Source organism: Pseudomonas sp. NBRC 111127, from assembly GCF_001320345.1.
GTDB lineage: Bacteria > Pseudomonadota > Gammaproteobacteria > Pseudomonadales > Pseudomonadaceae > Aquipseudomonas > Aquipseudomonas juntendi.
On the sequence record NZ_BCBD01000006.1, the window covers coordinates 43927 to 69334 of the forward strand.

General features: G+C 63.7%; 19 protein-coding genes and 1 pseudogene. 9 read left to right on the forward strand and 11 right to left on the reverse strand.

The features are described 5' to 3' along the window. Position 1 precedes the first annotated feature (1 nt). The 7 genes from APH30_RS02445 to mreB form a co-directional block, all read right to left on the reverse strand. A complete protein-coding gene (locus tag APH30_RS02445; protein WP_054911624.1) occupies positions 2–853 on the reverse strand; it encodes a carbon-nitrogen hydrolase family protein in 852 nt (283 codons plus the stop codon). Positions 854–867: 14 nt separating this feature from the next. Further along, positions 868–4689 (reverse strand): YhdP family protein, encoded by a 3822-nt coding sequence (locus tag APH30_RS02450; protein ID WP_054911625.1) that lies wholly within the window; start codon positions 4687–4689, stop codon positions 868–870. Positions 4690–4777: 88 nt separating this feature from the next. Next, complete coding sequence (gene rng / locus APH30_RS02455) at positions 4778–6235, reverse strand: ribonuclease G (protein ID WP_009683058.1); 1458 nt, start codon at positions 6233–6235, stop codon at positions 4778–4780. Positions 6236–6289: 54 nt separating this feature from the next. Continuing rightward, complete coding sequence (locus APH30_RS02460) at positions 6290–6928, reverse strand: nucleoside triphosphate pyrophosphatase (RefSeq protein ID WP_054911626.1); 639 nt, start codon at positions 6926–6928, stop codon at positions 6290–6292. 32 nt (positions 6929–6960) lie between these two features. Then, positions 6961–7449: a rod shape-determining protein MreD gene (mreD, locus tag APH30_RS02465; protein WP_029885529.1), complete on the reverse strand. Its 489-nt coding sequence runs from the start codon at positions 7447–7449 to the stop codon at positions 6961–6963. Next, positions 7449–8474: a rod shape-determining protein MreC gene (mreC, locus tag APH30_RS02470; protein WP_371262765.1), complete on the reverse strand. Its 1026-nt coding sequence runs from the start codon at positions 8472–8474 to the stop codon at positions 7449–7451. The genes mreD and mreC overlap by 1 nt, the downstream gene beginning before the upstream one ends. 195 nt (positions 8475–8669) lie before the next feature. Further along, positions 8670–9707 carry a rod shape-determining protein MreB gene (mreB, locus tag APH30_RS02475; RefSeq protein ID WP_003255163.1) on the reverse strand — a complete coding sequence of 346 codons (1038 nt, stop codon included), beginning with the start codon at positions 9705–9707 and terminating at the stop codon, positions 8670–8672. A gap of 205 nt (positions 9708–9912) precedes the next feature. Here mreB and gatC point away from each other — a divergent pair, with 205 nt between their 5' ends. The 5 genes from gatC (at position 9913) to APH30_RS02500 (ending at position 14713) form a co-directional block, all read left to right on the forward strand. Further along, positions 9913–10200, forward strand: a complete 288-nt coding sequence (gene gatC / locus APH30_RS02480; protein ID WP_003255165.1) for an Asp-tRNA(Asn)/Glu-tRNA(Gln) amidotransferase subunit GatC — start codon at positions 9913–9915, stop codon at positions 10198–10200. Between the two features lie 15 nt (positions 10201–10215). Continuing rightward, positions 10216–11667, forward strand: a complete 1452-nt coding sequence (gatA, locus tag APH30_RS02485) for an Asp-tRNA(Asn)/Glu-tRNA(Gln) amidotransferase subunit GatA (RefSeq protein WP_054890020.1) — start codon at positions 10216–10218, stop codon at positions 11665–11667. An 11-nt stretch (positions 11668–11678) separates the two neighbouring features. Continuing rightward, positions 11679–13124 carry an Asp-tRNA(Asn)/Glu-tRNA(Gln) amidotransferase subunit GatB gene (gatB, locus tag APH30_RS02490; RefSeq protein WP_054911627.1) on the forward strand — a complete coding sequence of 482 codons (1446 nt, stop codon included), beginning with the start codon at positions 11679–11681 and terminating at the stop codon, positions 13122–13124. A 110-nt stretch (positions 13125–13234) separates the two neighbouring features. Next, a complete protein-coding gene (locus APH30_RS02495; RefSeq protein WP_054881438.1) occupies positions 13235–13609 on the forward strand; it encodes a septal ring lytic transglycosylase RlpA family protein in 375 nt (124 codons plus the stop codon). A gap of 60 nt (positions 13610–13669) precedes the next feature. Then, positions 13670–14713, forward strand: a complete 1044-nt coding sequence (locus APH30_RS02500) for a calcium/sodium antiporter (protein ID WP_029888090.1) — start codon at positions 13670–13672, stop codon at positions 14711–14713. A 77-nt stretch (positions 14714–14790) separates the two neighbouring features. Here APH30_RS02500 and APH30_RS02505 read toward each other — a convergent pair whose 3' ends face one another. The 4 genes from APH30_RS02505 to APH30_RS02520 form a co-directional block, all read right to left on the reverse strand. Next, positions 14791–16152 (reverse strand): amino acid permease, encoded by a 1362-nt coding sequence (locus APH30_RS02505; protein ID WP_054911628.1) that lies wholly within the window; start codon positions 16150–16152, stop codon positions 14791–14793. A gap of 56 nt (positions 16153–16208) precedes the next feature. Then, a complete protein-coding gene (locus tag APH30_RS02510; RefSeq protein ID WP_054911629.1) occupies positions 16209–17150 on the reverse strand; it encodes an AEC family transporter in 942 nt (313 codons plus the stop codon). 153 nt (positions 17151–17303) lie between these two features. Continuing rightward, positions 17304–17864 carry a response regulator transcription factor gene (locus tag APH30_RS02515; RefSeq protein WP_009685159.1) on the reverse strand — a complete coding sequence of 187 codons (561 nt, stop codon included), beginning with the start codon at positions 17862–17864 and terminating at the stop codon, positions 17304–17306. Further along, on the reverse strand, positions 17864–19120 hold the full coding sequence (locus APH30_RS02520) for an ATP-binding protein (protein ID WP_009685158.1): 1257 nt from the start codon (positions 19118–19120) through the stop codon (positions 17864–17866). Before APH30_RS02520 ends, APH30_RS02515 begins: the two co-directional genes overlap by 1 nt. 201 nt (positions 19121–19321) lie before the next feature. Between APH30_RS02520 and APH30_RS02525 the strand changes: the two genes are divergently transcribed. The 4 genes and pseudogenes from APH30_RS02525 (at position 19322) to APH30_RS02540 (ending at position 25345) form a co-directional block, all read left to right on the forward strand. Continuing rightward, complete coding sequence (locus APH30_RS02525; RefSeq protein ID WP_009685157.1) at positions 19322–20038, forward strand: SIMPL domain-containing protein; 717 nt, start codon at positions 19322–19324, stop codon at positions 20036–20038. A gap of 418 nt (positions 20039–20456) precedes the next feature. Then, positions 20457–22082: an ABC transporter substrate-binding protein gene (locus APH30_RS02530; protein ID WP_054881441.1), complete on the forward strand. Its 1626-nt coding sequence runs from the start codon at positions 20457–20459 to the stop codon at positions 22080–22082. A 145-nt stretch (positions 22083–22227) separates the two neighbouring features. Then, positions 22228–23820: an ABC transporter substrate-binding protein gene (locus APH30_RS02535; protein WP_054911630.1), complete on the forward strand. Its 1593-nt coding sequence runs from the start codon at positions 22228–22230 to the stop codon at positions 23818–23820. A 146-nt stretch (positions 23821–23966) separates the two neighbouring features. Further along, a pseudogene (locus APH30_RS02540) lies at positions 23967–25345 on the forward strand (OprD family porin). Positions 25346–25408: the final 63 nt, after the last annotated feature.

Consider the following 25408-nt stretch of genomic DNA (forward strand, 5'->3'; position numbering starts at 1 on the left):
GTCACTCCAAGGTGGGCGCAGGCCGCAATGCGTCCTGCGAAAAAAAGCGCCGGTGGGCTACCACCGGCATGCGCGCCCGGATGGACGCCTGTTCTTCAATGTCGCGCTCGGCAAGCAATACCGCTTCGCCTTGCGCCTGTTGTGCCACGATCCGCCCCCAAGGGTCGACGATCGCCGCATGGCCATGGGTTTCCCGTGGGCCTGGGTGGGTGCCGCCCTGCGCTGCCGCCAACAGGTAGCACTGGGTCTCGATGGCCCGGGCGCGCACCAGCACGTCCCAGTGAGCTGCGCCGGTTACCGCAGTGAAGGCCGCCGGTGCGCTGATCAGTTCAGCGCCAGCGGCACGCAGCGCGCTGTACAACTCTGGGAAGCGCAAGTCGTAACATACGCTCAACCCCAGCCGCCCGACCGGCGTGTCCGCCACCACCACGCGTGCGCCAGGGGCAAAGTCATCCGATTCACGGTAGCGGCCGCGGTTATCGGCAACGTCCACGTCGAACAAGTGCAGCTTGTCATAGCGCGCAGCCACTTCACCGTGCTCATCGATCAGCAGCGAGCAGGCGTGTGCCTTTGCGTCGGGCTGGCCGACCGGTGGCAAGGGCAAGGTACCGGCGACTATCCATAACCTGAGGTCGCGGGCGGTACGTTTCAACCATGGCAGGATAGGCCCGTTCCCCGATGCCTCGGCTCGGCCGATGGCTGCGGCGTCCTTGCGGCCCATGGCAGCGAAGTTTTCCGGCAGCACCGCCAGCCGCGCACCACCCTGTGCAGCCTGCTCCAGCAAGGCACCGGCACGCTGCAGGTTGGCCAGCACGTCGTCCTGGCTGACCATCTGGATCACCGCTGCCTTCATGGGCACTCCTGGCACTATTTCTCGAAGGGTTTCACAAAGGTGATTCTAGGCTCTTTCCACGGCCCTTCGACACGGTAATGCACGCTGGCAAAACGCGAGACGCGGTCACCGATCAGCCGGTCGACCAGGAACAACGCCCCGCCCACGGCTGGCGCCCCCACGATCAACGCGGCCAGCGGCAGATTGTTGGTCACCGGCAGGCTCACCTGCAGGTTGGCATTGACCTGGTCACGTACCAGGTCCAACGTGCCCTCCAGCTCGAAGCTGCTCGACGGGCCGGTCATGGTGATCGGTTCGCGGGTCACGTACACGCCATTGCTGGCCGCCAGCAGGCCTTTGACCCGGTCATAGGCCAGGCCTTTGTCGAACAGGTCGGAGAAGTCCAACCGCAGGCGTCGGCCAATCGAATTGAAGTTGAGCAGGCCAAAGACCCGCAACGCCTGGGCACTGCCATCGACCTCGACGAACTGGCCAGACCGCAACGCCGCGTCCATGCTGCCCGAGAAGCGCGTCAGGCTGACGGCAGCCGGCGAGCCTGGCCAGCGGCCGTCCACGTCCAGGCGGAAGTCGCGGCTGGTGACGGTCGGGGCAAAGCCCCAGGCCTTGAGCACGTCGCCCAGGTTCTTGCCTTGCAGGCGGCCTTTGTACCAGCTGCTGGTCTTGCCCGTTTCGCCCTCCCAGCCACCGCCACCGCCAATGCGCAGGCCCTTGAAGTCAAGAGCGATATCGCTGGCGGCAACCCCGCGTGCAGTAGGCCGCAGCTTGATCGAGGCGCTGCCGAACAGGTCGTCACCGCGGTACAGCTTGTCGATGCTCAGGTCCAGCGCCGGGACTTTGCGCGGGTCGAAGGTGGCAAGCGGGTCCGGCCCATCTTCGGCGCGCTCCTGGGCTTGTTTTTCCGCGGGGCTGGGCGCTGGCAGCCGCAGCGTCTGCAGGCGCACGACCATCGGCGCACCCTTGGCATCCGGCACGCGGGCATTGCCGATGACTTCCTGGCTGTCGAGGCGCAGGTCCCAGGCGGGGCCGCCTCGGCTCAACCGTACCAGGGCCTGGTTCAGCTCGGTGCCAAACGCCTTGAGCTGGCCAATGCTCAGGTCCACGCTTTGCAGCACCTGCCGCGCACTGCCACCTGGGTCGTCTCCGGCCAGCCGTGAGGCCTGCTCTTGCCAAGGGGCCAGGTCCAGCGTTTCCAGGCGCCCACGCACGCGCAGGCCCTGTGCAGCGGGCAACTGGGCATCACCGGTGCCCAGCAACAACTCGCCCCGGCCTTGGCCGAGCTTGTCGGCCGGCGCGGCGTAGGCAGCACGGGCAAGGTCACCGTAGCCGGCGTCGAAACGCCGCTCCGGGCCCTGTAGCGTCATGCTGAAACGGCTGTCACGGGTTTCCCCCGCCGCCTTGCCGAATGGCGCTGGCAAATCGACCGCCAGCCCCTTGAGGTTGGAGTTGACGCTCAAACGATTGTCACGGCTGCCCAGGCTCAGTTGCAACTGGTAAGGCAGGTCGCCGGAAGCCGGCAGGGCTTGCTTGAACTGCAGCCAGTCGGTCAATGCCTTGAGCGCTACCTGGCCATTGGCATCGATGCGGGTCTGCATCTGCCCGGGTTGGCCCTCGGCCGTTATCTGCGCCGTGACGGGCTTGCCGAAGGCCTGCAGGCTGATGCCCTTGCCGCTGAGGCCTTTGTCGAAATCGAAGCTGAAGTCACCTTTCAAGCGGCTCAGCTCAAGGGTGGGCGGGGCGACCTTCAGGCGCGCGTCATGGGTGGCGAAGTCTACCTGCACTTTGGGCCGCTGCCCGTGAGCCAGCGGGATATCGAGCTTGAGCTTACCCTTCAGCGGCCCTTCACCCTCCCAATCGGCGAAGATCTCACCGGTGCCGATAGGCGCTTGCTTGAGGATCTTCAGGCCATCACCCAGGCTGCCATCGAAATTGCCCGTCAGGAACAGGTGGCTCTGCTGGCCCTCGTCGACATGCGGGATGTCGACGTCGACGTCACTGACCTTGGTGTCCAGCAGCACCCCGCGCCGGGCCTTGACCCTCACGCCGCTGTCCTCGATGAAGACGTCGCCATCCACATGCTGGACTTGCGGCCAGCCCGGCTGGAAGTCCAGTGCGGCGTCATGCACCTTGAAGAACAGGCTGATACTGCGGGCCTCTGGCGCCGCGCCATGGTTCAGCGAGCCCTGGTACTGGAAATAGCCTTCGTCCACCGCGCCCTTGACGATGGCGCTGCGCAGCCACTCGTCGAGGGCCGGGCTGAGCACTTCGGGCAGATACTTGGCGGTATAACGGCCATCGCCGTCGGTCAAGCCGACGCGCAGGTCCATGTAGTCCTCGCGGCCTTCCTCGAACAGCAGGCGAATCAGGAAATCGCCGGCAATCTTGCCTTCTTCGCCCAGCACCTTCAGGTAGGGCGCGACAAGGGTGAAGCCCTGCTTGTCCAGCACCCAGGTCAAGCGCGCGTTGGCCTTCTGGTAGTGCCAGGGTTTGGCGAAGATCGGGTACAAGTGCAGCATGAAGGCTTCAGTGTCCAGGCGCAGCTCGCCGTGGCCCAGGTCGCCACTGATACTGCCGCTGACGTTACCCGCAGCCGGGGCACTGTGATAAGCATTGAAACCGACCTTGTCCAGGTTGGCTTCGAACTGCAGGCGCTGGTCGCCTTCGGCCTTGGGCCGGGCCTGCAGCCGCACGTTGCGCAGACCACCGGTCACCTTCAGGCCAGTGACCGCCGCCATGGCCGCGTCGGGTAGCGGTGCCAGGGCCTCGATCAGCGGGGTCAGGGGCGTGAGGTCGAGCCGATCGGCCTGCACCTGCCAGCTCTCATCGGCCGCCTGCTCACCGGGGCGCTGCTGCACCTGCAGGTGCGTCTCCCAACGGCTTTTAACGAGGTCCATGGCCAGCGAGTCGACCACAACGTCGAAGCCCTGGTCGCGGCGCTGGAACCAGGCGCCCATGGCCAGGTTGCTCAACATGGCGGCCTTGCGCCCGCTGTAGGCGCCTTTCAGCTCAGGGGCATTGAGCCGCACCACGGCATTCTGCAACTGCCCCTTGCCCCAATCGACCCAGAACTCGCCGCCTGCACGCAGTGCGTCGGCATGCCATTGGCCCAGCAGGCTGGGCGGCAACCACTGCGACCAGTCGCTTTGCGGCAGGCTCAGGTAGGCCTCGACCTGGCCGTCACGCCAAGCCTCGGCAGAAACACGACTGCGCAGGTTCATCGCCAGGGGCTGGCCATCGGGCAGCGTCGCCCGCAGGTCCAGGGCCTGCCGCGAGGGGCCGGCCTGCAAGCCGGCACTCACATACGTCAGGGTCAGCGGGTCACGCTGCCACGGGTGCAAGGTGACCTGGCTGTCGAACACATCGACGCGGCCCAGTTGGCGCAGGCGCTGCAGCAACTCGGCAGGGTTCAGCGGCGTATCGTCCTGCTGCGGCAGGCCCTCGAGGTTCCAGGCGCCCTGCCCGTTCTCGCGCACGATCAATTGCAGGCCACCGAGCTGGATACGCGACAGGCGTACCTCACGCGCCAGCAGGCTGGCCCATACATCAGGCACGACCATGACCTCATCCAGGCGCAACGCCTTGGCACCTTCGCCCAGTTGCAGGTCGCGCACCCGCAATACCGGCGCCAGGCCGCTCCAGCGCCCCTCCAGGGCGCCCACATGTACCGGCATGCCAAGCGCTTGCTCGGCCTTGCTCTGCACGTCGGCACGGTACTCGGCTACCAGGGGTATCAATGCACGGCCGAGGCTGACATACAGCGCCACCAATACCGCCAACAAGGCGCATATGCCCAGCCCCCAGCGGGTCAAGGCAACAAGAACGCGGGTCAGACGTCCCATGGCCGTGGCCCTCCAAGTCGTTTATCCATGATGGCCCGTCGCACGGGTTTCGCCAGCGCGACGAGGCAGCGACGTGTTGCTGAGGGCCTCAGAGCAGCACCACGTCGTATTGTTCCTGCGAATACATCGACTCGACCTGGAAGCGAATGGTTCTACCGATGAAGGCTTCCAGTTCGGCAACGTTGCCCGACTCTTCGTCCAGCAGGCGGTCAACCACCTTCTGGTTGGCCAGCACACGGTAGCCTTCGGCCTGGTAAGCACGGGCCTCACGCAGGATCTCGCGGAAAATTTCGTAACAGATGGTCTCGGGGGTTTTCAGCTTGCCACGCCCCTGGCAAGCCAGGCAGGGCTCGCACAGCACCTGCTCCAGGCTTTCGCGCGTGCGCTTGCGGGTCATCTGCACCAGGCCCAGCTCAGTGATGCCGATGATGTTGGTCTTGGCATGGTCGCGTTCCAGCTGTTTTTCCAGGGTGCGCAGAACCTGGCGCTGGTGCTCTTCATCTTCCATATCGATGAAGTCGATGATGATGATGCCGCCGATGTTGCGCAGGCGCAGCTGCCGGGCGATGGCGGTAGCGGCCTCGAGGTTGGTCTTGAAGATGGTTTCTTCAAGGTTGCGATGCCCGACGAAAGCCCCCGTGTTGACGTCGATGGTGGTCATCGCCTCGGCCGGGTCGACCACCAGATAGCCACCCGACTTGAGCGGCACCTTGCGCTCCAGCGCGCGCTGTATTTCGTCCTCGACGCCATACAGATCGAAGATCGGCCGCTCGCCAGGGTAGTGCTCGAGGCGGTCGGCGATTTCCGGCATGAGTTCGCTCACGAACTGCATGGTTTTCTGGAAGGTTTCCCGCGAGTCGATGCGGATCTTCTCGATCTTCGGGTTGACCAGGTCCCGCAGGGTTCGCAGGGCCAGGCCCAGGTCTTCGTAGATGACCGTCGGTGCACCGCAGGTCTTGATCTGGCTGCCGATCTGCTCCCACAGGCGGCGCAGGTAGCGGATGTCCTGCAGGATTTCCTCGGCCCGTGCGCCTTCGGCGGCAGTGCGCAGGATGAACCCGCCGGCATCCTTGATGTTCTCGCTCTCCATGCAGTTGCTGACCACCTGCTTGAGGCGCTCACGTTCGGCTTCGTCTTCGATCTTCAGGGAAATGCCAACGTGGCTGCTGCGCGGCATGTACACCAGATAACGCGAAGGGATCGACAACTGCGTGGTCAGGCGCGCGCCTTTGGTGCCAATCGGGTCCTTGGTCACTTGTACCACCAGCGCCTGGCCCTCGTGCACCAGCGCCGTGATGTTCTCGACCGCCGAGCCTTCGCGCTGGGAAATTTCCGAAGCATGGATGAACGCCGCGCGTTCCAGGCCAATGTCGACGAAGGCGGCCTGCATGCCTGGCAGCACACGCACCACCTTGCCCTTGTAGATATTGCCGACGATGCCACGGCGCTGAGTGCGCTCGACGTGCACTTCCTGCAGCACCCCGTTTTCCACCACCGCCACGCGTGACTCCATCGGGGTGATGTTGATCAGGATCTCTTCACTCATGGCAGGCTCTCGTCAAAAGTTTCTTGTAATGATGGATGGCGAAGGCAGAGCTGGCTACCGCGGGTTTGTCACCTCTGCTGCAGGCACGAGCGGCTGCCAGCAGGCAATGCCGAACTGGCCGAGCAATTCTGCGGTTTCACACAGCGGCAAACCGACCACTGCCGAATAGCTGCCGGCCAGACCGGTGACGAACACCGCACCCAGGCCCTGGATGGCGTAACCGCCTGCCTTGTCCGCCGGCTCGCCGCTGGCCCAGTAACGTTGCGCTTCGTCGGCACTGATCGGGCGAAAATGCACGCTGCTGGCCACGCACAGGCTGCGCACGCGCAGGCCATCGGTCAAAGCGACGGCGGTCAGCACCTGGTGCTCGCGGCCAGCCAGATCAGCCAGCATGGCCAAGGCATCGTCGCGGCTTTGCGGTTTACCTAGAATACGCCCTTCGAGCACCACTGCCGTGTCTGCACCAAGCACCACAGCACGGCGCTCGGGGGCCGTGGCGTTGTCGGGGTGGGCGAGGCAGGCTAGGCCAGCGGCAGCCTTGGCCCGGGCCAGACGCTCGACGTAAGCCTGGGCGCTTTCATCGGCCAGCGGGGTTTCGTCGATGGGGGCGCTGATGACGCTGAACGGCACGCCGATCTGGGTCAGCAATTCACGGCGGCGAGGCGAGCCGGAGGCCAGGTAAAGCGGGTTCATGCAGACATCTCCCTGTCAGCGGCGCATCGCCGTCAGTTGATACGCAAGCGGCGACGCAGGTCGCGCAGGGCGAAACTGATCCACGGCCAGAGCAAGGCGCTGATCACCGCCGACCAGACCAATGCCAGGGTGGGCAGACGGTTGCCGGTCAGGGCGCTAAGCCACAGCTGGATCAGCTGGGCAATGCCGAAGATCACCAGAATGACCAGGCTTTGCTGCCACATGGGGAACATGCGCAGGCGCTGCTGCAAGGACAGCACCAGGAAGGTGATCAGGGTAAGGATCAGTGCGTTCTGCCCGAGCAAGGTGCCGTACAGCACATCCTCGGCCAGGCCCAGCACGAACGCTGTGGTCATGCCCACCTTGTGCGGCATGGCCAGGGTCCAGAACGAAACCAGCAAGGCCAGCCACATGGGCCGGAACACTTCCATGAACTGCGGCATGGGCGAGACGCTGAGCAGCAGGCCGATGGCGAAAGTCAGCCAGATCACCCAGCCGTTGTTGCGGCGCGATGCAGCCATCATTGTCTCCGGGTGTGGGCGGGGGCAGCCGGCGCTGCCGCCGGGGCAGCACTTGGGGCCGCAGGCTGCGCGGCCGGGGCCGTTGGCGTGGCCGGGCTGGCCGGCGCTGCAGGGGCACCCGTGGCCGGTGCGGCCTGCTCGCTGGTTGTGGCTGGCTGGCCGGCGGGCGCGGTGCCCTTGCGGTCGGCTTCTTCCTGGGCCATGGCAGCATCGGTGGCACGCTGCTCTGGGGTGCGCCGGTCACTGAACACCAGCAGCATGTAGCGGCTGCGGTTGAGCGCGGCGGTGGGGATGGCACGCACGATAGCGAACGGCTGCCCGGAGTCGTGGATCACTTCATTGACGGTGGCCACCGGGTAGCCGGCCGGGAAGCGCTGGCCCATGCCGGAACTGACCAGCAAGTCGCCTTCCTTGATGTCGGCAGTATCGGCCACATGGCGCAATTCCAGGCGTTCGGGGTTACCGGTACCGCTGGCGATCGCGCGCAAGCCATTGCGGTTGACCTGCACCGGAATGCTGTGGGTGGTGTCGGTCAGCAGCAGCACCCGCGAGGTATAGGGCATCAACTCGACCACCTGCCCCATCAGGCCGCGGGCATCGAGCACCGGCTGGCCAAGGAACACGCCGTCACGCTCGCCCTTGTTGATCAGGATACGGTGCGTGAAGGGGTTGGGGTCGACCCCGATCAGCTCGGCCACTTCGACCTTTTCGTTGACCAGCGCCGAGGAGTTGAGCAGTTCGCGCAGGCGCACGTTCTGCTCAGTCAGGGCCGCCAGCTTCTGCAGGCGCCCCTGCAGCAGCAGGGCCTCGGTCTTGAGCTTCTCATTTTCGGCAATCAGTTCGGTGCGGCTACCGAACTGGCCCGCCACGCCCTGCCAGGCACGCTGCGGCAAGTCGGTGATCCAGTACGACTCCATCAGCACCAGGCCCATCTGGCTGCGCACCGGTTTGAGCACGTCGAAGCGCGCGTCGACAACCATCAACGCGACTGACAGCACCACCAGAACGAGCAGGCGAACGCCCAGCGAAGGGCCCTTGGAGAAAAGCGGTTTAATGGGCCGTTCCTCGTGGACGACTCAGGAGGTCATTGGACATGGGACAACGCACCAGCCTGGTTGCGGGTTGACGGATACGGCGCCCGTGTGGGCGCCAGCCCAGCACATACAGGTAGCACTGTGCGTACTACCTGTAAACCGGGCGCTCATGAACCGCGAGCAGGATCACTCGCTGGAGAGCAGGTCCATCGCGTGCTTGTCCATCATCTCCAGGGCGCGACCACCGCCACGGGCGACACAGGTCAGCGGGTCTTCGGCGACGATCACCGGCAGGCCGGTTTCCTGGGCCAGCAGCTTGTCGAGGTCACGCAGCAGTGCACCACCACCGGTCAACACCAGGCCACGCTCGGCGATGTCGGAGGCCAGCTCGGGCGGCGATTGCTCGAGGGCGCTCTTCACTGCCTGAACGATGGTCGCCAGCGACTCCTGCAGCGCTTCGAGCACTTCGTTGGAGTTCAGGGTGAAGGCACGCGGCACGCCTTCGGCCAGGTTACGGCCACGCACGTCGACTTCGCGCACTTCACCGCCCGGGTAGGCAGTGCCGATTTCCTGCTTGATGCGCTCGGCGGTGGACTCGCCGATCAGGCTGCCGTAGTTACGGCGTACGTAGGTCACGATGGCTTCGTCGAAGCGGTCACCGCCAACACGCACTGACTCGGCGTAGACCACACCGTTGAGCGAGATCAGGGCGATTTCGGTGGTGCCGCCACCAATATCGACGACCATCGAACCGCGGGCCTCTTCTACCGGCAGGCCGGCACCGATGGCGGCAGCCATTGGCTCTTCGATCAGGAACACTTCACGGGCACCGGCACCCAGGGCCGACTCGCGAATGGCGCGGCGCTCTACCTGGGTCGATTTGCACGGTACGCAGATCAGCACGCGCGGGCTTGGCTGCAGGAAGCTGTTCTCGTGAACCTTGTTGATGAAATATTGCAACATTTTTTCGCAAACGCTGAAGTCGGCGATCACGCCGTCCTTCATCGGACGAATGGCTGCAATGTTGCCAGGCGTACGGCCCAGCATGCGTTTGGCTTCGGTACCGACGGCGACGACGCTTTTCTGGTTGCCATGGGTACGGATGGCAACAACCGAGGGCTCATTCAGGACGATACCGCGCTCACGCACGTAAATAAGGGTGTTGGCAGTACCCAGGTCGATGGAAAGATCGCTGGAAAACATGCCACGCAGTTTCTTGAACATGGGAAAGTGACCCTGGGGAAAGCGTGGGTAAAAAAGTGCGGCAAACTCTAACAATGGCAGGGATTTTGGGCAAGGAGCCAATATGTTAAATTGGCTGTTTTTCCGAGCACGCCAGCAGAAATTCGCGGCTGTTAGACCGCCAAAAAGCTGACATGTTCCTCACTGCGGACCTAAATTCCGTTCTTTGTTTCCCTTGGAGATCCCCATGGCGCTTGAACGCTGCGACGTGGAAAAGATCGCCCATCTGGCCCGCCTGGGCCTGAATGATGGCGAACTGCCACGCATTACCGACGCCCTCAACAGCATTCTTGGGCTGGTCGACCAGATGCAAGCTGTCGACACCACTGGCATCGAGCCTCTGGCTCACCCGCTGGAGGCCAGCCAGCGCCTGCGTCCCGACCAGGTCACCGAAAGCAACCAGCGCGACGCCTACCAGGCCATCGCGCCATCGACCGAAAGCGGTCTGTACCTGGTTCCCAAAGTCATCGAGTAAGGGATAGAGCCTGCCATGCACCAATTGACCCTGGCCGAGATCGCCCGCGGACTCGCCGACAAGTCGTTTTCTTCCGAAGAGCTGACCGGCGCGCTGCTGGCGCGCATCAAGCAGCTCGACCCACAGCTCAACAGCTTCATCAGCGTCACCGACGAACTGGCCCTGGGCCAGGCGCGTGCCGCCGACGCCCGTCGCGCCGCTGGCGAGACCGGCGCGCTGCTGGGTGCGCCCATCGCCCACAAGGACCTGTTCTGCACCAACGGCGTGCGCACCAGTTGCGGCTCGAAGATGCTCGACAACTTCAAGGCGCCGTATGACGCCACCGTGGTCGCCAAGCTGGCCGAAGCCGGCATGGTCACCCTGGGCAAGACCAACATGGACGAGTTCGCCATGGGTTCGGCCAACGAATCCAGCCACTACGGCGCGGTGAAGAACCCGTGGAACCTGGAACACGTGCCAGGCGGCTCGTCCGGCGGTTCTGCCGCGGCCGTTGCAGCGCGCCTGCTGCCAGCCACCACCGGCACCGACACCGGCGGGTCGATCCGCCAGCCGGCGGCGCTGACCAACCTCACCGGCCTGAAACCGACGTACGGTCGTGTTTCGCGCTGGGGCATGATCGCCTACGCTTCCAGCCTCGACCAGGGTGGCCCACTGGCGCGCACCGCCGAAGACTGCGCCTTGCTGCTGCAAGGCATGGCCGGCTTCGACGCCAAGGACTCCACCAGCATCGAGGAGCCGGTGCCGGACTACAGCGCCAACCTCGGCGCTTCCTTGCAGGGCCTGCGCATCGGCCTGCCCAAGGAGTACTTCGGTGCAGGCCTGGACCCACGCATTGCCGACCTGGTCCAGGCCAGCGTCAAGGAGCTGGAAAAGCTCGGTGCCGTGGTCAAGGAAATCAGCCTGCCGAACATGCAGCACGCCATTGCCGCGTACTACGTGATCGCACCTGCCGAGGCCTCGTCCAACCTGTCGCGTTTCGACGGTGTGCGCTTCGGCTACCGCTGCGAGGCGCCCAAAGACCTGACCGACCTGTACAAGCGTTCGCGTGGCGAAGGTTTCGGCGTTGAAGTCCAGCGCCGCATCATGGTCGGCACCTACGCCCTGTCGGCCGGCTACTACGACGCGTACTACGTGAAGGCGCAACAGATCCGCCGCCTGATCAAGAACGACTTCATGGCCGCTTTCAACGAGGTCGACCTGATCCTTGGCCCGACCACGCCTAACCCGGCCTGGAAGCTGGGCGCCAAGAGCAGCGACCCGGTCGCCGCCTACCTCGAAGACATCTACACCATCACCGCCAACCTGGCGGGTCTGCCGGGCCTGTCGATGCCCGCGGGCTTCGTCGACGGCCTGCCGGTCGGCGTACAGCTGCTGGCGCCGTACTTCCAGGAAGGCCGGTTGCTCAACGTCGCGCACCGCTACCAGCAAGTGACCGACTGGCACACCCGTGCCCCCAACGGCTTCTGAGGAGTTCACACATGCAATGGGAAGTTGTGATCGGGCTGGAAATCCACACTCAGCTCGCCACCCAGTCGAAGATCTTCTCCGGCAGCGCTACCACCTTCGGCTCCGAGCCGAATACCCAGGCCAGCCTGGTTGACCTGGGCATGCCGGGCGTTTTGCCGGTGCTGAACCAGGAAGCCGTGCGCATGGCCTGCATGTTCGGCCTGGCCATCGATGCCGAGATCGGCAAGCGCAACGTGTTCGCGCGCAAGAACTACTTCTACCCGGACCTGCCCAAGGGCTACCAGATCAGCCAGATGGACCTGCCGATCGTCGGCAAGGGCCACCTGGACATCGCCCTGGAAGACGGCAACATCAAGCGCATCGGGGTCACCCGCGCGCACCTGGAAGAAGACGCAGGCAAAAGCCTGCACGAAGACTTCAGCGGCTCTACCGGCATCGACCTGAACCGCGCCGGCACACCGCTGCTGGAGATCGTGTCCGAGCCTGACATGCGCAGCGCCAAGGAGGCCGTGGCGTACGTCAAGGCGATCCACGCACTGGTGCGCTACCTGGGCATCTGCGACGGCAACATGGCCGAGGGCTCGCTGCGCTGCGACTGCAACGTGTCGATCCGCCCGAAAGGCCAGGCCGAATTCGGTACCCGCTGCGAGATCAAGAACGTCAACTCGTTCCGCTTCATCGAGCGTGCCATCAACAGCGAGATCCAGCGCCAGATCGACCTGATCGAGGATGGCGGCAAGGTGGTGCAGGAAACCCGCCTGTACGACCCGAACAAGGATGAAACCCGTTCCATGCGCAGCAAAGAGGAAGCCAACGACTACCGTTACTTCCCCGACCCGGACCTGCTGCCAGTCGTGATCGAAGACAGCTACCTCGACAGCATCCGCGCTGCCCTGCCCGAGCTGCCGCCGCAGAAGGTCGAGCGCTTCCAGCGCCAGTACGGCCTGTCGGCCTACGATGCCAACGTGCTGGCCTCCAGCCGCGAACAGGCAGACTACTTCGAAGAAGTGGTGAAAATTGGCGGTGACGCCAAGCTGGCCGCCAACTGGGTCATGGTCGAACTGGGGAGCCTGCTGAACAAGTTGGGCGTGGAGATCGACCAGGCACCGGTCAGCGCTGCGCAACTGGGTGGCATGCTGCTGCGCATCCGCGATAACACCATCAGCGGCAAGATCGCCAAGACCGTGTTCGAAGCCATGGCTGGCGGTGAAGGCGATGCCGACAGTATCATCGAAAGCAAAGGCCTGAAGCAGGTCACCGACACCGGCGCAATCGAGAAGATGCTCGACGAAATGCTGGCCGCCAATGCCGAGCAGGTGGAACAGTACCGCGCGGCTGACGAGGCCAAGCGCGGCAAGATGTTCGGCTTCTTCGTCGGCCAGGCCATGAAAGCCTCCAAAGGCAAGGCCAACCCGGGGCAGGTGAACCAAATGCTCAAGGCCAAGCTCGAAGGGTGATTGTTTTATCCCTGTAGTCCTGCGAGGGCTTCGCCCTCGTTCGCGGGCATGCCCGCTCCCACAGGTACAGCGCCGACCTGTGGGAGCGTCGCACTAGGAGAGCACCTGACTTGCTAAAACGATCCCTCGGCACCCTCGCCCTGTTTTCGTTCCTGGCCGGCTGCGCCAGCCATGACATCGACCCGCGCGGTTACGACCAGACCGGCACCGCTTCCTATTACGGCTCGCGCCACCACGGCAAACGCACCGCCAGCGGCGAACCGTTCAACCAGCACGGCCTTACCGCCGCCCACCGCAGCCTGCCGTTTGGCAGCCGCGTTCTGGTGACCAACATGGCCAACCAGCGCAGTGTGGTGGTACGCATCAACGACCGTGGCCCGCATACCCGCGGCCGGCTGATCGACCTGTCACGCGCCGCCGCCGAAAAAATCGGCATGCTGCGTAGCGGCACAGCGCGGGTGCGGGTACAAGGGCTTAGCGACTGACGCGACAGGAGTTCGACCATTTTCGACTTGGCCACCCTTCCCACCTTCAGCCTGCTGCAACTGGGCACAGCCCTGCTGTTGCTGGTAGGCGGCGCCGAATTGCTGGTGCGCGCCGCCCTGCGCCTGGCGCAGCGCCTGCACGTGCGCCCGCTGATCATCGGCCTGAGCCTGGTCGCCTTCGGCAGCACCGCACCACAGTTGACCGTCAGCCTGCAGGCGGCCTACCAGGGCGCGCCGGATGTAGCGGTCGGCAGCGTGGTCGGCAGCAATATCTTCAATGTGCTGGTAGTGCTCGGCCTGGCCGCATTGATCATTCCACTGCGGGTTTCGCGCCAGTTGGTACGCCTGGACATACCGCTGATGATCCTCGCCAGCGGCCTGGTCTACGCACTGTGCGCCAACGGCCAGCTGGGCCGGTTCGAAGGCGGGTTGCTGTTGCTGGGCCTGGCCGGCTACCTGGCCATGCTCTGGCACCAGTCGCGCCATTACGCACGCACCTACCCTGCCCCCGATGCCGCCCAGGCCAGCGCCGGGCGCTTCTGGCCAGCCACCGTGCTGCAGGTGCTGTTCGGCCTGGGCCTGTTGACCCTGGCAGGCCACTTGCTGCTTGAAGCCGCCGTCGAGGTGGCCACCGACCTGGGCCTGTCCGAGCGCGTCATCGGGCTGACCGTGGTCGCTGTGTGCACCTCCCTGCCGGAATTGGCCGCCGCCTTGATTGCGGCCCTGCGGGGCGAGCGGGAGATCGCCGTGGGCACGGTCATCGGCAGCAACCTGTTCAACCTGCTGGCGGTGCTGGGCCTGACCGCACTGGTGACCCCACAGCCGCTGTCGATTTCACCCAATGCACTGTCGTTCGACCTGCCCGTGATGCTCGGCGTTGCCGTACTGAGTATGCCGGTGTTCTATTCCGGCTACCGCATTACCCGCGCCGAAGGGCTGGTCTTCCTGTGCCTGTACCTGGCTTATGGCCTGCACGTCGCGGCCTTCACCATGGGGCTGCCGCTGGCCGGCCGCCTTGAGCGGCTGATGCTGTTCTACGTGCTGCCGGTACTGGCCCTGGTGCTGCTGTACACCACCGTGCGCGCCTGGCGGCGGCAGCATTGAGGGGCATGGATAGGCAGCGCGCCAGGGCCACCAGGCGGCGAAAGGCTGGCGGCCTGCCCCTCACGCACAAGCCCGGCTCAGTACTTCGCCTGGCGAGCCTTCTTCAGCTTGAAGGCCACCCACAACGCGGCAATCCATGCCGGTATCAGCATCACTGAAATGCGAATCGGCGGGGTCAGGTACATCACCACCAGGATCAAGACGATGAATGCCAGGCACAGGTAGTTGGTCAGCGGGTGCCCCAGGCTCTTGTAGAACGGGGTGATGCCCGCGGCCAGCTTGGCTTTGCGGAACTTCAGGTGGGTGATGCTGATGCTCGCCCAGTTGATCACCAGCGCCGATACGGCCAGGGCCATCAACAAGCCAAAGGCCTCACCCGGCATCAGGTAGTTGATCACTACGCACAAGCCGGTAGCGAACGCCGATACCCCCAATGCTGTCAGGGGCACGCCGCTGCGGCTGACCTTCAGCAACTGGCGCGGCGCATCGCCCTGGCTGGCCAGGCCGAACAGCATGCGGCTGTTGGCATACACGCAGCTGTTGTACACCGACAGCGCCGCGGTAAACACCACAATGTTGAGAATGGTGGCCACCAGGTCGCTGTCCAGTTCGTGGAAGATCATCACGAACGGGCTACCGCCTTGCACCACCTTCTGCCACGGGTACAACGACAGCAGCACGGCCAGCGCGCCGATGTAGAAAATGAGGATACGGTACACCACCTGGTTGGTGGCCTTGGGAATGCTCTGGCGCGGGTTGTCGGCCTCGGCAGCGGTAATGCCCACCAGCTCCAGGCCGCCGAACGAGAACATGATCACCGCTAACGCCATCACCAGGCCGCTGACGCCATTGGGGAAGAACCCGCCGTACTGCCACAGGTTGGCTACGCTGGCATCGGCGCCGCCCTGCCCGCTGCTCAGCAACCAGGCACCGAAGCCGATCATGCTGACGATGGCCACCACCTTGACCAAGGCGAACCAGAACTCCATTTCGCCATAGACCTTTACCTGGGTAAGGTTGATCAGGTTGATCACCACGAAAAAGATCGCCGCAGTGGCCCAGGTCGGGAATTCCGGCCACCAGTACTGCACGTAGATACCCACAGCGGTAAGCTCGGCCATGCCGACCAGCACGTACACCACCCAGTAGTTCCAGCCCGAGACGAACCCGGCGAACTCGCTCCAGTACTGGTGGGCGAAATGGCTGAAGCTGCCGGCAACCGGCTCTTCCACCACCATTTCACCCAGCTGGCGCATGATCAGGAAGGCCATCAGGCCGGCGATGGCATAGCCCAGCAGTACCGAGGGGCCAGCCAGCTGGATGGTCTGGGCGATGCCCAGGAACAACCCGGTACCGATGGCCCCACCCAGCGCAATCAGCTGGATGTGGCGATTCTTCAGCCCGCGCTGCAACCGCTCGGGCGTGCTCTGGTCTTGCATGAAGTGTCCTTTAGCTCAGTGAGGCAGTGTTGTTGCTGTTGTTTGCAGTCAAGGATCTAGATCCATCCGCCCCACTGCAAGATGAAAATACCAATGTTGGTGGTGATTGCTGCCATCAACGTGGTGATCACGATGATCGACGCCGCCAATTGGTGGTTGCCGTTGGCGGCGCGCGCCATCACGTAGCTGGCGGCCGCCGTCGGGCTACCGATGTACAGGAACAGGATGCCCAGCTCGGCACCGCGAAAACCACACAGCCAGGCACCCAGGGTGCCGAGCAGCGGTAACCACACCATCTTCACCAGGCTGGCATCGATGGCCAGGCGGCCGCTGTCGCGCAGAGCCGCCAGCGACAGGGTGCCGCCGATGCAGATCAGCGCCAGTGGCAGGGTCATCTGCGCCAGGTAGTCGCCTGAAGTGAGCAACCAGTTGGGCAGCGGCACCTGGCCGTAGGCCATCGGGGTGGCCACCAATACGCTGATGATCAGCGGGTTGCTGAGAATGCTCTTGCAGATGCTCCAGGGGTCGGACTTGAGGTCCGGGCTGTACACCGCCAGCACCACCGCGGACAGCGAGTTGTACATGAGGATGACCACGCCGGCGAGTACCGCCCCCAGGGAAATACCATAGTCCCCGTACAGGCTGGCGGCCAAGGCCAGGCCAATGACGCCGTTGTTGCCGCGAAAGGCGCCTTGGGCATAGATACCGCGATCGGCCATGGGGCTGCGCCAGATAGCCATGCCCCAGGCAAGGGCGAAGCCGATCAGGGTCGCGACGATGAAGTACAGGATGACACCGGGCTGGACCGCCGTAGCCAGGTCAGCGTGGTAGATGCCCAGGAACAGCAGGGCCGGCATGCACACGTTGAACACCAGCTGCGAAGCGACCTGGTTGAAGTTGTCGTCGATCAGGCGAATGCGTTTGAGCAGCACGCCCATGAACAGCATGGCGAAAACCGGTGCCGTGATATTCAGCGTCTGGATGAGAAGGGCGAGCATGCGCTAGCGATCCTGGAGGGGGTTGCCGTCAGGTGGCAATGATACGCCAACAGCCGGGATTTGCGGGGATCGCGGGGTGTTACAGATAAATTTCTGTCCACACCGGCCCTATCGCCAGCTTGCCAGCGATGGGGCCGGTACAGGCAATATCAATCAGCGCCGAACCGGACGCTTCTGCAGTTTGCGCTGCAAGGTCCGCCGGTGCATGCCCAGCGCCCGTGCGGTGGCCGAGATATTGCCATCGTGCTCGGTCAGCACACGCTGGATATGCTCCCACTGCAGGCGGTCGACCGACATCGGGTTTTCCGGCACCAACGCGTCCAGGTCGGTGTGCTCCGACAGCAACGCCGCCAGCACGTCGTCGGCATCAGCCGGTTTGCACAGGTAGTTGCAGGCGCCGCGCTTGACCGCCTCCACCGCTGTGGCAATGCTCGAATAACCGGTCAGGATCACCACGCGCATTTCCGGGTCCAGCTCCAGCAGCTTGGGCAGCAGCACCAGGCCGGAGTCGCCGTCCATCTTCAGGTCCAGCGTGGCGTAATCCGGCAGGTCCTGCTGGGCCAGGATCAAGCCCTCTTCGGCGGAACCGGCAATGCTAACGCGGAACCCGCGACGGCTCATGGCGCGCGCCATGACCCGGGTGAAGGTGGCATCGTCATCCACCAGCAGCAGGTGCGGCAGCTCTTCGCTCTCGACCTGGTTTTCTTCGCTCATCATTCATCTCCTCGCTTGCCATAGGGCAGGCGCAGTTCGGTCAGGGTGCCACCCTGCTCATGACTATAAAGTTTTACCGAACCGCCCGCACGGGTCACGCTGGCCTTGCTCAAGAACAGGCCCAGGCCGAAACCTTTGCCCTTGGTGGTAATGAAGGGTTTGCCGATGGCTTCGGCAATGGCCGGCGGCACGCCAGGGCCATGGTCGCGGATGCTGATCACGATATCCTGAGCGTCCCAGTCAAGGCGCACTTCAAGGTCATCGGGGCAGGCATCGGCCGCATTGTTCAACAGGTTCAGCAGCGCCTGGGTCAGGTCCGGTGGCGGGGTCAGGCGCGGCACCTGGCCGTCACGCAGGCGCTGGAAGCGGTAGCTGCTTTCCGGGCGCATCAGGTGCCAGCGGTTCAGCGCTTCGTCCAGCCAGGCGGTGACATCCTGCTCGACCACCGCCAGGCGGCGGTTGGCTTCAGCGGCGCGTACCAGTTGCTGCAGGGTTTCCTTGCACAGCTTCACCTGGTCCTGAAGGATTTGCAGGTCTTCCTGCAACAGCGGGTCGGTGTGGTCCTGGCGCATTTCATTGATCAGCACACTCATGGTGGCCAGCGGCGTGCCCAGCTCATGAGCGGCGCCGGCGGCCTGGGTGGCTACGGCCAGCAACTGCTCGTCGCGCAGGCTTTCTTCACGCCGCTCGGAGCGTAGTTGCTCCTGGCGCCGCAGCTCTTCCGCCATGCGTGCCGCGAAGAAGGTGATCACCGCCGCCGCCAGGGCAATACTCAGCCACATGCCGTACACCTGCATCTTGTCCCGCGCCATGGGCAGGCCTTCGAGCGGGTAGAACTGCACCAGCAGCAAGCTGTAGGCGGTCAGGGCAATACCGGACAGGATCAGCGAATACAGCCACGGCAGGGTCACTGCGGCAATGGCCAACGGTACCAGGTAGTAGGACACGAACGGGTTGGTCGAGCCGCCGGAGTAATACAGCAAGGCACTGTGGATCAACAGGTCACAGGCCAGCTGCAGGGCGTATTCCATTTCGGTGACGGGCACCGACAAGCGCAGGCGCAGGGCGGTGAAGGCACACAGCAGCGACGACAAGGCCAAGGTACCGGCCAGCGATAGCCAGGGTAAGGGCAGCAGTTCGGTCCAGTAGGCGACACCGACCGAGCCGGCCTGGGCAGCCAGGACCAGCACACGAATGACGGTCAGGCGCCAGAGGTTCTGGCGGGTAGCGGACAACGGTTGTACGGCGGCGAGCATGAGCTCTCCTGATGAGTGCTCCAGAAAATCGGCTGGAGTATACCGAAGCCGGGGACCCTGCTGCAGCGCTGCGGCAAAGCGCCACACTTTGTCACACTGTCATGATGGCACTGTTGAACCCACTACACTGATGCCGGTCTGATTGGCCATGCGTGGCATGGATGACCAGCGCCCACGCCTTTTATTGCCAAGGAGTACCACATGCACATTCCACGTCACGGCGCCGCCCTGATCATGTCTTGCGGCCTGCTCGCCAGCCTGCCGGCACTGGCGGCCGATGAACCGCGCTACAACCAGGTATCGCTGCGCGCCGAGGTCAGCAAGGAAGTGGCGCGCGACCTGATGGTCGTGACCTTGTATAGCGAAGCGCAGAACAGCGACCCCGGCAAGCTCGCCAAGCAGATCACCGAAACCATGAACAAGGCCGTGCAGCAGTCGCGCCAGGTCAAGGATGTGAAGATCAGCCAGGGCAGCCGCAACAGCTACCCCGTTTACGACAGCAAAGGCCAGAAGATCACCGGCTGGCGTGAACGCGCCGAGCTGCGCCTGGAAAGCGCCGATTTCCCGGCCCTCTCGCAACTGACCGCCGACCTGCTGCAAGAGCTGAAAATGGGTGGCATGGACTTCTCCATCGCGCCGGCCACGCGCAAGTCCAGCGAAGACGAGCTGCTCAAGGATGCCGTGGATGCGTTCAAGGCCCGTGCACAACTGGCCACGCAAGCCTTGGGCGGCACAGGCTACAAAGTGGTCAGCCTGAACCTGAACAGCAGCGGCTACCCACGGCCGTACCTGCGCAGCGCCCCCATGGCCATGAAGGCCATGAGCGCAGATGAAGCGGCGCCGGCGCCCGACATCGAAGCCGGTACCAGTGAGGTGAGCATGAATGCTGATGGGTTGATTGAAGTGCAGATGCCTTGAGCAACTAGCGCCGGTATGCGCGGCCTGGGGTCGCGACGGGGCGGGGGCCGGGGGCGCCCCCTGTTGTAGCAGTGTGCTGCACAGGGGGCCGCTGCGCGCGGCCCATCGCGACGCAAGGCCGCTCCTACAGGGGCCGTGTGGGGGCTGAAAAAAGCGTTTCAGACCTTTCTTACGCACCGTTCAGGTGCATCTTACAAAAATCCCGCCTTGAAACACCTCGAAAAAAGCCATCAGTTTGCCCACGCAAACGTTTAACTTCGCCGAAAGTTATAGCGATGCGACATCCATGTACGTTCGTGCCACATTCCCGGCGCCAACTATCCTTGTACCTGTTGCATTGGGAACATCCCCTGCATAAGTATCCGCAGGTCGGCTCACGAGGCCACCTCACTCGAAAAATGACAAAAATGAGGCCACCATGCTCAAACACGCAGTCATACCGTTCCTGCTCGGTGCAGGCTTGCTCACCGGTGCTCCGTCGGCACTTGCCGCGTCCAACCTGGTGTTCTGCTCCGAAGGCAGCCCGGCCGGCTTCGATCCAGGGCAATACACTACCGGCACCGACTTCGACGCCTCGGCCGAAACCGTCTTCAACCGCCTGACGCAGTTCGAACGCGGCGGCACTGCAGTGATACCCGGCCTGGCCACCCGCTGGGACGTGTCCGACGATGGCAAGACCTACACCTTCCACCTGCGCGAGGGGGTGAAGTTCCACACCACCGACTACTTCAAGCCGACCCGCCCGTTCAACGCCGACGACGTGCTGTTCACCTTCAACCGCATGCTCGACAAGGACCACCCCTTCCGCAAGGCCTACCCGACCGAGTTCCCGTACTTCACCGACATGGGCATGGACAAGAACATCGCCAAGCTGGAGAAGCTTGACGAGCACACCGTCAAGTTCACCCTCAACGAGGTCGATGCAGCGTTCATCCAGAACCTGGCCATGAGCTTCGCCTCGATCCAGTCCGCCGAATACGCCGACCAGTTGCTCAAGGACGGCAAGGCCGCCGACATCAACCAGAAGCCGATCGGCACCGGCCCGTTCGTGTTCAGCAAGTACCAGAAGGACGCGCAGATCCGCTTCAAGGGCAACAAGGACTACTGGAAGCCCGAGGACGTGAAGATCGACAACCTGATCTTCGCCATCACCACCGACGCCTCGGTGCGCATGCAGAAGCTGAAAAAGAACGAATGCCAGGTCACCCTGTTCCCACGCCCGGCCGATATCGAGCCGCTGAAGGCCGACAAGAACCTGCAGATGCCCCAGCAGGCCGGCTTCAACCTGGGTTACATCGCCTATAACGTGATGGACCAGATCAAGGGCAGCAACCAGCCCAACCCCATGGCCCAGCTGAAAGTGCGCCAGGCGCTGGACATGGCCGTGGACAAGAAACGGATCATCGAGTCGGTCTACCAGGGCGCCGGCCAGTTGGCGGTCAACGCCATGCCGCCCACGCAGTGGTCGTATGACACCAGCATCAAGGACGCACCGTTCGACCCGGAAAAAGCCAAACAACTGCTCAAGGAAGCCGGCATCAAGGAAGGCACCGAAATCACCCTGTGGGCCATGCCCGTGCAACGCCCGTACAACCCCAATGCCAAGCTGATGGCCGAAATGCTGCAGTCCGACTGGGCCAAGATCGGCATCAAGGCAAAAATTGTCAGCTATGAGTGGGGCGAGTACATCAAGCGCTCCAAAGCCGGCGAACAGGGCGCCATGCTGATTGGCTGGAGCGGCGACAATGGTGACCCGGACAACTGGCTAGGCACCCTCTACGGCTGCGATGCCATTGACGGCAACAACTTCTCCAAGTGGTGCTACAAGCCCTACGACAGCCTGATCAAACAGGCCAAGGCCACCTCCGACCAAGCCAAGCGCACCGAGCTGTACCAACAGGCACAGCGCATCCTCAAGGAGCAGGTGCCGATCACCCCGATCGCCCACTCCACCGTCTACCAGCCGATGAGCGTCAAGGTGAAGGACTTCAAGATCAGCCCGTTCGCGCTGAACGCCTTCTACGGCGTCAGCGTGGACAAATAGGGTAGCCCCGGCACCCGCCAGGCGGTGGGTGCCCTCCCCTCCAATCACTAATTTCTGTCGGCCTGCAGCTATCCGCTGCGGGCTCGGCACACTGTTGCCGCCATTCGTACCCGTAGGCGGTGCAAACAGAGGAAAAGGACTTGCCATGCGCCACGCCACCCAACTTGCTGCCCTGCTGGCCCTGGGCCTGATCAGCCAGGCCCCCCACCTGTACGCCAACAGCCTGGTGTTCTGCTCCGAGGGCAGCCCTGCCGGTTTCGATACCGCCCAGTACACCACCGCCACCGACAACGACGCCGCCGAACCGATCTACAACCGCCTGGTCGAGTTCGAACGTGGCGGCACCGCCGTGCACCCTGCCCTGGCTACCCGCTGGGAGGTGTCCGACGACGGCTTGAGCTACACCTTCCACCTGCGTGAAGGGGTCAGGTTCCACAGCAACAAGGCCTTCACGCCCAGCCGCGACTTCAATGCCGACGACGTGCTGTTCACCTTCAACCGCATGCTCGACAAGGGCCACCCGTTCCGCCAGGCCTACCCCACCGAGTTCCCCTATTTCATCAGCATGGGCCTGGACAAGAACATCGCCCGGGTCGAGAAACGCGACCCGCAGACCGTGGTGTTCACCCTGAACGCGGTGGATGCCGCATTCATTCAGAACCTGGCCATGAGCTTCACCTCGATCCTTTCTGCCGAGTACGCCGAGCAGCTGCTGGCCAGCGGGCGTGCCAGTGACATCAACCAGCAGCCGATCGGCACCGGCCCGTTCGTGTTCCAGCGCTACCAGAAGGACTCGCAGATCCGCTACAAGGGCAACAAGGCCTACTGGGCCCCCGAGCAGGTCAAGCTCGACACCCTGGTGTTCTCGATCAATGTAGACCCCTCGGTGCGCATCCAGAAACTGCGCCGCAACGAATGCCAGGTCACCCTGCACCCGCGCCCGGCCGACCTGCCGGCCCTTCGCGCCGACAGCCAGCTGCAGGTGCTGCAGCAGCCGGGCTTCAACCTCGGCTACATCGCCTACAACACCCGCCATGCACCGTTCGACCGCCTGGAAGTACGCCAGGCGCTGGACATGGCGGTGAACAAGCAAGCCATCATCCAGGCGGTGTACCAGGACGCCGGCCAGTTGGCAGTCAACGCCATGCCACCGACCCAATGGTCCTACGACAACAGCCTCAAGGATGCCCCTTACAACCCGGAAAAGGCCCGCCAACTGCTGCGCCAGGCCGGCGTAGCGCCAGGTACCGAGGTCACCTTGTGGGCCATGCCGGTGCAGCGCCCGTACAACCCCAACGCCAAGCTGATGGCCGAAATGCTGCAGGCCGACTGGAACAAGCTCGGCCTCAAGGTGCGCATCGTCAGCTACGAGTGGGGCGAATACGTAAAGCGCATGAAAAACGGCGAGCACGACATCGCCCTGATCGGCTGGACCGGTGACAACGGCGACCCCGACAACTGGCTGGGCACCCTCTACAGCTGCGCCGCCATTGGCAGCAACAACTACTCGCAGTGGTGCGATCCGCAGTACGACAGCCTGGTCATGCAGGCCAAGCGCGTGAGCGACCCGGTGCAACGCAGCGCCCTGTACCAGCAGGCACAGCAGCGCCTCAAGCAGCAGGTGCCGATCACCCCGGTGGCCCATTCCACCGTCAACCAGCCGCTCAGCGTCAAGGTTTCCCAATTCAAGGTCAGCCCGTTTGGGCGCAATGATTTCTCCGGTGTGAGTGTTGACTGATGGCCAACCTGCACCGGCCGCTTCGCCGGTACAGGCAACACAGCGTCCGGATCAAGCCCGGCAACCCCGTGGCAACCCTGGCAACACCGCAGCAAGCACCCGGCCCACAAGGCCGGCCATAACTAGAAAAGAAAGGGAGCTTCAACTTGAAACTATTCACCTTGAGCGCACTGGCCTTATCCATCAGTGCAGTGACCACCGTGGCCCAGGCTGACCCGCAAAGCCAGGCGTTCATTCCCATCACCCTCAAGAGCACCAGCGAGCAAGCCCAGGCCAGCGGTTTTATCGAGGGGCAGAACCTGTCCGGCAGCCCCGTAACTGGTACGCCCGCGAACGCGCGGCGCGCGCCCCCCTGTGGAAGTACTACAAGAACGACGGCACCCGCCACGACACGCACAGCCGTGAGAACTGGGTGCAGGGCACCATCCTCAACTACAGCTCCGGCTTTACCGAAGGCACCGTCGGCATCGCCGTCGAGGCCGCCGGCTACAATGCCATTGCGCTGCAGCAGAGCCGCCAGGCCGTAGCCGGCCCCAACAACCGCACGCTCACCCACAGCGACGGCGACCCCATCGGCCAGTGGAGCAAGCTGGGCCTGGGCAACATCAAGGCACGCGTGTCCAACACCACCCTCACCCTGGGCCGGCAATCGGTGGACACACCCATGATCGCCTACATCGGCAACCGTGCCCTGCCGTCTAGCTTCCAGGGCGTGTTCCTGCACAGTGCCGAGTTCGACAACCTCAACTTCGACCTGGGCACCTTCGACCGCGTTTCGCCGCGTACCGAGCAAAGCCTCAGCAAGTTCCGCAGCGAGTACAGCGCCACTGGCGTGGAAACCGACCGTGCCAGCACTGCCGGCATCAACTACCAGCCGTTCAAGAGCCTGACCACCAGCCTGTACGCCACCAAAGTCGATGACTTCTGGAACCAGTACTACTTCGGCGCCAACCACGTGCTTGGCGACAGTGCGGTGCTCAGCCTGACCACTGGCCTGAACTACTACAAGACAGTCGACGCCGGCAGCCAGAAGATGGGCAAGATCGACAACGACACCTACAGCCTGTCGTTCGGCCTGACTCACCAGGCGCACACCCTCAGCGCTTCGTGGCAGCAGGTCAACGGCAACGAATACTTCGACTACCTGCACGAAACCAACGGCATTTTCCTGGCCAACTCGTTGCTGTCGGACTTCAACGGCCCGAACGAGAAATCCCTGCAGATTTCCTACGTGCTGAACATGGCGCCCTACGGCGTGCCAGGCTTGAAGTTCAACCTGTACAACGCCCGTGGCTGGGGCATCGATGGCACCCACTACCGTGGCACCGCCTATGACGTAAGGGGCCTGGATGGCGAAACCCACTACGAGTGGGGTATCGGCACCAGCTACGCGGTGCAGAGCGGGCCGCTGAAGGACACCAGTATCCGCGCCACCTACACCACGCACCGCGCCAGCAAGGCGCAGGCCGATGGCAGCCTGGACGAGTTCCGCGTGGTCACCACCATCCCATTCAACATTCTCTGACCGTTTGCGCCACGGCCCGCTGCACGGCGGGCCTTGGCGGCTACGCTGGAATCAATGCACGCA